An 11,072-nucleotide genomic window follows, 5' to 3' on the forward strand; every position below is an offset into this window, starting at 1 on the left:
CCGGCCGCCCTACAGCCGCCCCGTGGCCTCGGTCAGCACCGCGCGCAGGATCTGCTCGATCTCGTCGAAGTGCGACTGGTCGCAGATCAGCGGCGGCGCGAGCTGCACCACCGGGTCGCCGCGGTCGTCGGCGCGGCAGTACAGGCCGCCCTCGTACAGCGCCTTGTCCAGGAAGCCGCGCAGCAGCCGCTCGGACTCCTCGGCGGTGAAGGTCTCGCGGCTGGCCTTGTCCTTGACCAGTTCGATGCCGTAGAAGTAGCCGTCGCCGCGCACGTCGCCGACGATGGGCAGGTCCAGCAGCCGCTCCAGCGTGGCGCGGAAGGCGTCCTCGTTGCGCCGCACGTGCCCGAGCAGGTCCTCGCGCTCCAGCAGGTCGAGGTTGGCGAGCGCGACCGCCGCCGACACCGGGTGCCCGCCGAAGGTGTAGCCGTGCGCGAACATCTCGGTGCCCTTGCTGAACGGCTCGAACAGCCGCTCGTCCACCAGCATCCCGCCGAGCGGCGAGTAGCCGGAGGTGACGCCCTTGGCGAAGGTGACGATGTCGGGCCGGTAGTCGTAGCGCTGCGCGCCGAACATCGTGCCGAGCCGCCCGAACGCGCAGATCACCTCGTCCGACACCAGCAGCACGTCGTGCCGGTCGCAGATCTCGCGGACGCGCTGGAAGTAGCCGGGCGGCGGCGGGAAGCAGCCGCCGGCGTTCTGCACCGGCTCCAGGAACACCGCCGCGACGGTGTCGGCGCCCTCGAACAGGATCGCCTCCTCGACGCGGTCGGCGGCCCAGCGCCCGAACGCCTCGGGGTCGTCGCCGTGCGCGGTGGCCCGGTAGATGTTGGTGTTGGGCACCCGGAACCCGCTGGGCACCAGCGGCTCGTAGGGGGCCTTGATGCCGGGCAGCCCGGTCAGCGACAGCGCGCCGTGCGGGGTGCCGTGGTAGGCGACCGCGCGGCTGATCACCTTGTGCTTGGTGGGCTTGCCGACCAGCTTGAAGTAGTGCTTGGCGAGCTTCCAGGCGCTCTCGACGGCCTCGCCGCCGCCGGAGGTGAAGAACACGCGCTCCAGCCCGGCGGGCGCGGCGTCGGCGAGGCGTTCGGCCAGCTCCACGGCCTTGGGGTGGGCGTAGGACCACAGCGGGAAGAACGCCAGCTCGGCGGCCTGCTTGGCGGCGGCCTGGGCCAGCTCCTCGCGGCCGTGCCCGGCCTGGACGGTGAACAGCCCCGACAACCCGTCCAGGTAGCGGCGGCCGCGGTCGTCGTAGACGTAGGCGCCCTCGCCGCGGACGATCATCGGGACCTCCGCGCCGTCGCGGAAGGCCGAGTGGCGGGCGAAGTGCAGCCACAGGTGGTCGCGGGCCGCTGCTTGCAGGTCTGGGACGTCCGGCTCGGTCATCACGGTTCCTCGGTCTTCCCTCGGTCCAGGCGCGCACGCCCATCGGTGCGAGCGATCCAGTTGCCTCGATGCTAAGCGAGCACGGAATCCGATGTAAATACGTGGCTATACAGCGGTATCCGTAGATTAGGTGAACCTGCTCACGCGGACCGGCCGGTTCCGGGGGCGGTAACGTCACCGCCGAGCGGAGGAGACGGACATGGGCGACACGTTCACGGCGGGATCGGTCACGGCGAACGGGCTGGAGTTCGGTTACCTGGAGGCGGGGCCGCAGGACGGGCCGCTGGCCCTGTGCCTGCACGGCTTCCCCGACTCGGCGCACACCTGGCGGCACCTGATGCCGGAGCTGGCGGCGGCCGGGTACCGGGCCGTCGCGCCGTTCATGCGCGGGTACGCGCCGACGGAGGTGCCGCAGGACGGCGCGTACCAGAGCGGCGCGCTGGCGGCGGACGCGAACGCGCTGCACGAGGTGCTCGGCGGCGGCTCCGACGCGGTGGTCATCGGGCACGACTGGGGCGCGTTCGCGACCTACGGGGCCGCCGCGCACGCGCCGGAGCGGTGGCGGCGGGCGGTGACGCTGGCGGTGCCGCCGGTGGCGGCGATGATGAGCGCGTTCTTCGCGTACGAGCAGCTCAAGCGATCCTTCTACATCTTCCTGTTCCAGACGCCGCTGGCCGAGATGGCGCTGAACCGCGACTTCGTGGCGGGGTTGTGGCGCGACTGGTCGCCCGGCCACGACGCCTCCGCCGACGTCGACCGCGTGATGGAGTGCCTGGCCAGGCCCGCCAACGTGGCGGCGGTGATCGGCTACTACCGGGCCATGCTCGACCCCGGACGGCTGGTGGCCCGGTACGCCGCCGAGCAGGAGGCGGCCGCCAAGCCGGGGGAGCGGCCGGTCCTCTACCTGCACGGCATCGACGACGGCTGCCTGGGCGGGGAGACGGTGCTGCCGGACGGGGACGCGTCGGCGGTGCTGGCGCAGTTGCCGCCGGGATCGCGGGCCGAGGTCGTCGAGGGCGGCGGGCACTTCCTGCACCTGGACCGGCCCGCCGAGGTGAACCGGCGGATCCTGGAGTGGCTGGCCGTGGACCGCTAGATTGAACCGAATCTCGTTCTAGTCAAGGAGCGGTGAGAGTTGCTCGACGTCGCCGACATCAACCTGACCGACTGGGACTTCTGGACGCGTCCCGAGAGCCACCGGCACGAGGCGTTCAAGGCGTTGCGCTGGGCGCCGGGGCTCGTCCGGTTCGAGGAACCCGAACTGCTGATCGTGCCGCGCGGGCCCGGCTACTACGCGCTCACCCGGCACGCCGACGTGGTGGAGGCGTCGCGCCGCCCGCAGGACTTCTGCTCCGGGCAGGGCGCGATCAGCATCCCCGACCTGCCCGGCGACCTGCACGAGTTCTTCGGCTCGATGATCAACATGGACGACCCGCGGCACGCCAAGATCCGCCGCATCGTCTCCCGGGCGTTCTCCCCGCGCATGGTCCAGCGCTTCGAGGACCGGGTGGAGGCGGTCGCCGCCGAGATCGTCGGGGGTCTGGCGTCGGGGGAGGGCAGCGGCGACTTCGTGCAGGACGTCGCCGCGCGCCTGCCTCTCCAGATCATCTGCGACCTGATGGGCATCGGCCCCGAGCACCACCGCACGGTGCTGGAGGCGACCAACGTCATCCTGGCGGGCAACGACGCGGAGTTCCTGCCCGCCGGCGACGCCGAGCAGGTCGCGCTGGCGCTGTTCGCGGCCGGGCAGACGCTGAAGGAACTGGTGGAGGACCTGGGCCGGCGGCGGCGCGCCGAGCCCACCGACGACCTGACCTCGGCCCTGGTCAACGCCAACATCGACGGCGAGTCGCTCACCGACCAGGAGCTGGGCTCGTTCTTCATCCTGCTGGTGGTGGCGGGCAACGAGACCACGCGCAACGCGATCGCACACGGCCTGCACCTGTTCACCACCCATCCCGAGCAGCGCGCGTTGTTGCTGGCCGACTTCGAGGAGCGGATCGCGGGGGCCGTGGAGGAGATCGTCCGGTACGTCTCGCCGGTGACCTGGATGCGGCGGACCGCGACCCGCGACACCACCCTCAACGGGCACGAGATCAGGAAGGGCGACAAGCTCGTCCTGTACTACTGGTCGGCCAACCGGGACGAGACGGTCTTCCCGGACGGGGACCGCTTCGACATCACGCGCGACGCGAAGGCGCACGTGGGCTTCGGCGGGCCCGGCCCGCACTTCTGCCTGGGGGCGCACCTGGCGCGGCGCGAGATCACGGTGATGTTCCGGGAGTTGTTCCGGCGCTTCCCGGAGATCCGCTCGGCGGGGGAGCCGGACCGGCTGGAGTCGAGCTTCATCAACGGGATCAAGCGGCTGGCGTACACGTCGTAGGACGTGCGGGGGCCGCCCGTCCCCGAGGGGAGCGGGCGGCCCGGACGCGCGGCGGGTGCGGCGTGTGTGGCGTTACCGCAGCTCGCGCTTGAGGATCTTGCCGGTGGCGGTCATCGGCAGCTCGTCGCGGAACTCCACGATGCGCGGGTACTTGTAGTTGGCGAACTGCTCCTTGCCCCAGGCGACCAGCTCGTCCTCGGTGAGCGTGGCGTCCGGCGTGCGGATGACGTACGCCTTGACCTCCTCGCCGTGCGAGTCGTGCGGCACGCCCACCACCGCGGCCAGCGAGACCTGCGGGTGGGTCATGAGGACCTCCTCCAGCTCCCGCGGGTACACGTTGAAGCCGCCCCGGATGATCATGTCCTTGGAGCGGTCGATGATGTAGTAGTAGCCCTCGTCGTCGCGGCGGGCCACGTCACCGGTGCGGAACCAGCCGTCCCGCATCGCGTCGGCGGTCGCCTCGGGCCGCTGGTAGTAGCCCTTCATGATGTTGTGGCCGCGGATCGCGATCTCGCCGGGGCCCTCGCCCTCGATGGTCTTCCAGTCGTCGTCGATCAGCTTCATCTCCACGCCCCAGATGGGCAGGCCGATCGAGCCCGGCTTGGTCGGCCGGTCGGGGCGGTTGAACGAGGCGACCGGGGAGGTCTCCGACAGGCCGTAGCCCTCCAGCACGTCCGCGTCGAACTTGTTCTTGATCCCCTTGAGGACCTCCAGCGGCAGCGACGCGCCGCCCGCGACCGCCACGCGCAGGTTCTCCTTGATGGCCGCGACGTCCTCGGCGGAGGTGTCGTCGGTCAGCAGCGCCCAGTACATGGTGGGCACGCCGGCGAAGATGTTCACCTTCTCCTTGACCAACAGCGCGACGGCCTGCTTGGGCTCGAAGCGCGGCAACATCACCAGCGTGGCGCGGCGGAAGAAGCCGACGTTCATCACGCAGGTCTGGCCGAAGATGTGGAACAGCGGCAGCGTCACCAGCGACACGTCGTGCAGCGTCTTGGCGAACAGGGTGTCCGACACCATCGCGTTGGTGAGCAGGTTGCCGTGGGTGAGCTCGGCGCCCTTCGGCTGGCCGGTGGTGCCGCTGGTGTAGAGCACCACGGCGGTGTCGGTGGCCTCGGTGGTGACGGTCTCGAAGGTCTTGGGCTGGTCGCCCAGCGCCGCCCAGAACAGCTCCGCGCCCTCGATCGGCGACTCGGTGGTGGCCAGCGAGGCGGGCATCAGGAAGAAGTGCTCGCAGCCCTCGGCCTGCTGGAAGCCCGCGTGGCCCATCTCGCCCAGCGGCAGCTCGGGGGTGCCCTCGAAACAGAACAGCGCCTTGGCGTCGGAGTCGCCCAGGTGGTAGGCGATCTCGCGCGGCTTGAGCAGCACGTTCAGCGGCACCACGACCGCGCCCGCCTTGAGCGCCCCGAAGTACACCATCGGGAAGTAGGGCAGGTTCGGCGAGGAGATCGCGACCTTGTCGCCGGGCTGGACGCCGCGCGAGCGCAGCAGGTTCGCGACCTGGTTGGCGACCTGGTCGATGAACGAGTAGGAGAGCCGGATGTCGCCGAAGACCACCGCGTCGCGGTCGGGGGTCTCGCGGGCGGCGTCTTCGAGCAGCACGGAAAGGTTGAGCATGGCACTCCTCGCGCAGGGCTTAGTCACCAGGCGGTTATTACCGACGAGTGTACGAACGTTTTGGGTCATCCTGATACATCGGCCGCGCTGTGCGCCATCCCCCCGCGTGCCTTTTGACGTGCTGTTCTAAGGAAGTGACCGGGGAGTCACCAGGTGGGAACGTTACAAAACGGCCTGCCCGTGCGGAAGGTTCCCGGGTGGCCGGTTCCGGGTGCCGGACCGCCGGCGCGACCCGTGCGGGACGCTGCCGGAACCCCCGCTGGAACGCTGCCGGAATCCCGTCGGGGCGCTGCCGGAACCCCGTCGGGGCGCCGTCCGTTGCCCACTACGATGGCCTGCCTCGTCACGAAAGGGCCGATCTTGATCATTTTCGGGTTGCAGGTCGTGTACTTCACCCTGAGCAAGGGGGTGTTCCACTGCCCCGACTGCGGCGGCGACCGGGAGTACCGCCGGCGCCAGGGCCGCAACTTCTTCAGCCTGTTCTTCATCCCGCTCATCCCGCTGAACAAGACCGGGAGCGAGTTCGTGCAGTGCGGCACCTGCAAGGGCCGCTGGCACGTGGACATCCTGACGGTCCCGACCACCGCGCAGCTCGCGTCGCTGCCCGCGCTGCTGCTGCGCCTGGCGTCCGCGCAGGCGCTGCGCTCGGGCGACGTGACGCACCCGGCCGCCCGCGACCGCGCCGTCACCGTCGTCCGGCAGGCCGGCGACCACGCCTACGACCAGGGCGTGCTGGACCACGACCTGGGCCGTCCCTTCGACCAGATCCGCGCGGAGATGGCGCACGCGGCCGGGGCGCTGGCCCCCGAGGCGCGCGAGAACATCCTGCGCGCGGCCGCCGAGATCGCCCTGACGGACGGGCCGCTCAGCGTGTCGGAGGAGGAGACGCTGAACGCGGTGGGGGCTGATCTGGGGCTCACCCGGGTCCAGGTGACGGGTGTGATCTCGCTGGCCCGGCAGTCCAGCGGGCGCTGAGCCGGGCGTCCTTCTCCTGCTCCTCCTGTTCTTTTGAGGTCTGCCGGGCGGCGTCGGGTCGTCCGTCGGGTGGCGCTGGTGCGTCGTCCGTCGGGCGGTCTTGGCCGTCGTCCGGCATCCGCATGCCGTGCGCCGTCCGGCGGGCCCGCATTCACGGCGCGTTCATCTCCCCGGCCCAGGATCGGCACCGCCCCTGAAGATCATCTTCGGTCTCCGGAGGGCGTCCCGACACCAGGACACACGGCTCGGAGGAGTTGGCTTCATGTCGAAGTTCGTCCGTAGTTCGGCGCTGGCCGCCGCGTTCGCCGCGAGCGCTTTCGCCGTCGCACCCGCCCACGCCCAGGCCGCGCCCGTCCGGACCGCTCCGGCGGCCCCGGCGACCCAGGCGGCCGCCCAGGGCGACGCCGTCGCCGCCCGCGCGGCCGGCCCCGCCCGCTACCGCGCCGAGATGGCCTGCTTCTACCGGGGCCGCTGGGGCAAGATCTACGTCAAGACCGACGGCAATCCCACCCGCCTCGGCCAGCTCGCCAACGTCGTGGAGTGGGGCTACGCCATCGAGCGGTCCAGCGGCAACCACCGCAACAGCTCGATCTACACCTACTCCGCCAAGAACCTCGCGGGCCGCTGGTACCGCTCCGGCGGGCCGGGCTACGTCAACCGGAACGCCATCGAGGACAACCGCTGGCACAAGGGCCCGCTGATCAACCCGCGGCCCATCGGCTACCCGCGCAACGGCACGCTGGCGGTGGCCTTCGAGTTCACCTTCGACCGCAACAGCCGCACCACCTGCGGCGGCCAGTTCGACGCTCGGGCGCTCAGGCGGATCTGACCGGGCGGGACCTGCTCCGGTCCCCTGCTCCGGTCCCCCGTTCCGGATGGGCGGTGTCGTCCTCGCCGCCGCCCGTCCGGACCGCTCCGGCGCGGCCCGCGGCCGTCCCCGGCGGCGGACCGCTTATGCGGAGGCCTTGCGCGTTGCGGCTGCGCTAGTCTTGAGGTATGCGAACCAGGCTGCTCCTCGGCCCGCCGCGTTGACGCACTGACGTCGGCGCGGCGACCCCTCCTGTGCGAGGGGTTTTCTTGTGTCAGGAGCCTGTTGGCCGAGAACCCGCCGGCCTGGGGCAGAGCAACCGGACGAATCCCGTAGAGCCCGTAGAGAAGGACCGGAGTAGCGACCGTGAGCAGCGACGAGCAGTACGACCCGAGGGCGGTTCAGGACAAGTGGCAGGCCCGCTGGGCGGAGCTCGACCCGTTCAAGGCCGACGAGGGCGACGCCGAGCGGGAGCGCCGCTACGCGCTGGACATGTTCCCCTACCCGTCCGGTGACCTGCACATGGGGCACGCCGAGGCGTACGCGATCGGCGACGTCCCGGCCCGCTACTGGAACCAGCGCGGCTACAACGTGCTGCACCCCATCGGCTGGGACTCCTTCGGCCTGCCCGCCGAGAACGCCGCCATCAAGCGCGATTCGCACCCGGCCGAGTGGACCTACGCCAACATCGAGACGCAGGCCGGCTCCTTCCAGCGCTACGCGCCCTCGTTCGACTGGTCGCGGCGGCTGCACACCTCCGACCCCGAGTACTACCGGTGGACGCAGTGGCTGTTCCTGCGCTTCTACGAGCGCGGGCTGGCCTACCGCAAGGGCGGCCAGGTCAACTGGTGCCCCAACGACCAGACGGTGCTGGCCAACGAGCAGGTCGTGGCCGGGCGGTGCGAGCGTTGCGGCGCGCTGGTGGAGAAGCGGGTGCTGACCCAGTGGTACTTCAAGATCACTGAGTACGCGGACCGGCTGCTGGCGGACATGGAGCAGCTGGAGGGCGCCTGGCCCGAGCGCATCCTGCTGATGCAGCGCAACTGGATCGGCCGCTCCACCGGCGCCGACGTGGACTTCGAGATCGAGGGCCGGGCCGAGCCGGTCACCGTCTACACCACCCGGCCCGACACCCTGTACGGCGCCACGTTCATGGTGGTCGCCGCCGACGCGGCGCTGGCCGAGGAGATCGTCGCGCCCGAGCAGCGCGCCGCGTTCGAGGCCTACCGCGAGGAGGTCTCGCGCGAGAGCGAGATCGAGCGCATGTCCACCGAGCGCGAGAAGACCGGCGTGTTCCTGGGCCGGTACGCGGTCAACCCGGTGACCGGCGAGCGCATGCCGGTGTGGGCGTCGGACTACGTGCTGGCCGGGTACGGCCACGGCGCGATCATGGCGGTGCCCGCGCACGACCAGCGCGACCTGGACTTCGCGCTGAAGTTCGGGCTGCCGGTGCGCGTGGTGGTGCACACCGGCGAGGCCGACCCGGGCGAGACCGGCGTGGCGACCGCGGGCGACGGCGAGATCGTCAACTCCGGTCCGATCGACGGGCTGGGCAAGGCCGACGCGATCGAGCGGATCATCGGGATCCTGGCCGAGCGCGGCACCGGCAAGGCCGCGGTGAACTTCCGGCTGCGCGACTGGCTGGTGTCCCGGCAGCGGTTCTGGGGCTGCCCGATCCCGATCGTGCACTGCCCCGCGTGCGGCGAGGTCCCCGTCCCCGACGACCAGCTGCCGGTGAAGCTGCCGGACGACCTGCGCGGCGCGGACCTGGCGCCCAAGGGCACCTCGCCGCTGGCGGCGGCCGAGGACTGGGTGAACGTGGACTGCCCCAAGTGCGGGGGAGCGGCCAAGCGCGACTCCGACACGATGGACACGTTCGTGGACTCGTCCTGGTACTACTTCCGGTACTGCTCGCCGCGGTACGAGGACGGGCCGTTCGACGTCGAGGCCGTCCGCAGGTGGATGCCGGTCGACCAGTACACCGGCGGCGTCGAGCACGCGATCCTGCACCTGCTGTACAGCCGGTTCTTCACCAAGGTGCTGTACGACATGGGGATGGTGGACTTCACCGAGCCGTTCACGCGGCTGGTGAACCAGGGCCAGGTCATCCTGAACGGCAAGGCGATGTCGAAGTCGCTGGGCAACATGGTGGACCTGGGCGAGCAGATCTCCGAGTTCGGCGTGGACGTCGTGCGGCTGGCGATGTTGTTCTCCGGGCCGCCGGAGGACGACATCGACTGGGCCGACGTGTCGCCGCACGGCATGGCCAAGTTCCTGAGCCGGGTGCACCGCATCGCGACCGAGGTGACCGCGCCGGTCGGCGCCGACCCGGCGACCGGCGACCGGGCGCTGCGCCGGGCGACCCACCGCGCCGTCGACGAGGCCACCACGATGGTGGAAACCAGCCGCTTCAACGTGGCGATCGCGCGGATCATGGAGCTGGTGACGGCGACCCGCAAGACGATCGACGCGGGCGGCGCGGGCGACCCGGCCGTGCGCGAGGCGGCCGAGGCGATCGCGGTGATGGTGTCGCTGTTCGCGCCCTACACCGCCGAGGAGGTCTGGGAGCTGCTGGACCGCAAGGCCCCGGTGGCGAAGGCGGGCTGGCCGGAGGCGGACCCGGCGCTGCTGGTGGAGGAGTCGGTGACCTGCGTGGTGCAGGTGGCGGGCAAGGTGCGCGAGCGGCTGGAGGTGCCGCCGGGGATCGCGGCGGAGGAACTGGAGCGGCAGGCGCTGGCGTCGGCGAAGGTGCGGGAGGCGCTGGGGGGCGCGGAGATCGCCAAGGTGATCGTCCGCGCTCCCAAGATCGTCAACATCGTGCCGAAGCGGTGAGGTCGGGCTTGGGGTGATCCGGGGTCGGCTTGGTGCCGGTGCTTAGTGTCGGTGCTTGGTGCTTGGTGCTTGGTGCCGGTGCTTGGTGGTGAGGGTCGTGCGAGTTGGCAGCTCGCGCGGCCCTCACCGTCGTTTCGGGGGTGCGCGGGCTTCGTTGGGTGGCCTTCGGGGACGGGGTTGACCTCAACCGAGCTTGAGATTGGAAGATCGTTTCCGGGAGGGCGGAGCGGTCGTCCTCCCGGAGACGAGGAGGGCACGATGGACGTCCCCGAGGACTTCTACTCGGTCATCGACTACACGGTGGACGGCCCCGAGACCCAGCAGGAACTGGTGGCGGCCTTCGCCGAGATCCAGGAACGATGGGTGCGCTTCTACCCGGGCTACGTCTCGTCCCGTTTCCTGGTGGGCGAAGACGGGACCCGGGTGTACAACCTGGTCCGGTGGGCGACGGAGGCGGACTACCGGCACTTCGAGCAGACGTCCGACACCGAGGGACGCATGGCCGCGATCAAGGCTGCTCTGGAGAGGCTGAAGGGGAAGGCCGAACCGCGCATGACGGAGTCGCCTCGGTACAGGGTGGCGCGCGAGGTCACTGCCGGTCCGCAGGTCTTGTCTGCTCCGCGGGGGTCGTCGGTTCCGCAGAGGGTGGGTGACTGATGCGGATCGAGGGGTCAGTGGGGTACCGACCCTGGTGATCGCCGATGGAGCGCCGACTTCGGCTGTGCAGTCGCCAGAGGTGCTGCGTGGATTGGTGCTGGCGGCTTTGGAGCAGAAGGCGGGCTGACGCGCTCGCGTGCTGGTCGGTCGGCTAGGTGTACTGATCCCGCGAGGGGTGGGGTGCTAGGTAGATGTACCGGTCTGGTGGGGGCCGTGCTTGGCGCGGATGTGCGTCTGAGGGGCCTTGCGCGTGGCTGAGGTAGCTGGTCAGCTGCGGGAAACCTGCGCGGGCTGGGGTTGTTGGGCACGTAGACCAACCCCGCGCGGGGCCGGGGACGCTGGTCGGGTGCGGGGCGCGGGCTGAGGTGGGCGGTTGGCTGTAGACCCCCACTGACTGAGTCGGTGCAGCGACCT

Annotated in this window: 8 protein-coding genes; 6 read left to right on the forward strand and 2 right to left on the reverse strand. The window is 70.7% G+C overall.

Annotated elements, in window-relative coordinates; all coding sequences use genetic code 11:
* Positions 1–9 precede the first annotated feature (9 nt).
* On the reverse strand, positions 10–1,386 hold the full coding sequence (locus tag AH6_RS40840) for an aspartate aminotransferase family protein (RefSeq protein WP_067491627.1): 1,377 nt from the start codon (positions 1,384–1,386) through the stop codon (positions 10–12).
* A gap of 199 nt (positions 1,387–1,585) precedes the next feature.
* On the opposite strand from AH6_RS40840, the gene AH6_RS40845 reads away from it, so the two are divergent.
* Both AH6_RS40845 and AH6_RS40850 read left to right on the forward strand, forming a co-directional pair.
* A complete protein-coding gene (locus tag AH6_RS40845) occupies positions 1,586–2,482 on the forward strand; it encodes an alpha/beta fold hydrolase (RefSeq protein WP_067491629.1) in 897 nt (298 codons plus the stop codon).
* A 39-nt stretch (positions 2,483–2,521) separates the two neighbouring features.
* Positions 2,522–3,769 carry a cytochrome P450 gene (locus AH6_RS40850; protein WP_067491631.1) on the forward strand — a complete coding sequence of 416 codons (1,248 nt, stop codon included), beginning with the start codon at positions 2,522–2,524 and terminating at the stop codon, positions 3,767–3,769.
* A gap of 72 nt (positions 3,770–3,841) precedes the next feature.
* Here the strand turns inward: AH6_RS40850 and AH6_RS40855 are convergent, their stop codons facing one another.
* A complete protein-coding gene (locus AH6_RS40855; protein WP_067491633.1) occupies positions 3,842–5,386 on the reverse strand; it encodes a long-chain-fatty-acid--CoA ligase in 1,545 nt (514 codons plus the stop codon).
* Between the two features lie 360 nt (positions 5,387–5,746).
* Here AH6_RS40855 and AH6_RS40860 point away from each other — a divergent pair, with 360 nt between their 5' ends.
* The 4 genes from AH6_RS40860 to AH6_RS40875 all read left to right on the forward strand — a co-directional run bounded on the left by AH6_RS40860 (position 5,747) and on the right by AH6_RS40875 (position 10,658).
* A complete protein-coding gene (locus tag AH6_RS40860) occupies positions 5,747–6,361 on the forward strand; it encodes a TerB family tellurite resistance protein (protein WP_157432032.1) in 615 nt (204 codons plus the stop codon).
* Between the two features lie 262 nt (positions 6,362–6,623).
* The gene (locus AH6_RS40865) at positions 6,624–7,190 is read left to right on the forward strand and encodes a hypothetical protein (protein ID WP_067491637.1); all 567 of its coding nucleotides are present in this window, start codon (positions 6,624–6,626) and stop codon (positions 7,188–7,190) included.
* Positions 7,191–7,535: 345 nt separating this feature from the next.
* On the forward strand, positions 7,536–10,001 hold the full coding sequence (gene leuS / locus AH6_RS40870; protein WP_067491639.1) for a leucine--tRNA ligase: 2,466 nt from the start codon (positions 7,536–7,538) through the stop codon (positions 9,999–10,001).
* 258 nt (positions 10,002–10,259) lie between these two features.
* A complete protein-coding gene (locus tag AH6_RS40875; protein WP_067491641.1) occupies positions 10,260–10,658 on the forward strand; it encodes an antibiotic biosynthesis monooxygenase in 399 nt (132 codons plus the stop codon).
* The last annotated feature ends 414 nt before the right edge of the window (positions 10,659–11,072 follow it).

Origin of the sequence: Actinomadura hibisca NBRC 15177 (assembly GCF_001552635.1) — a bacterium.
Taxonomy (GTDB): Bacteria; Actinomycetota; Actinomycetes; order Streptosporangiales; family Streptosporangiaceae; genus Spirillospora; species Spirillospora hibisca.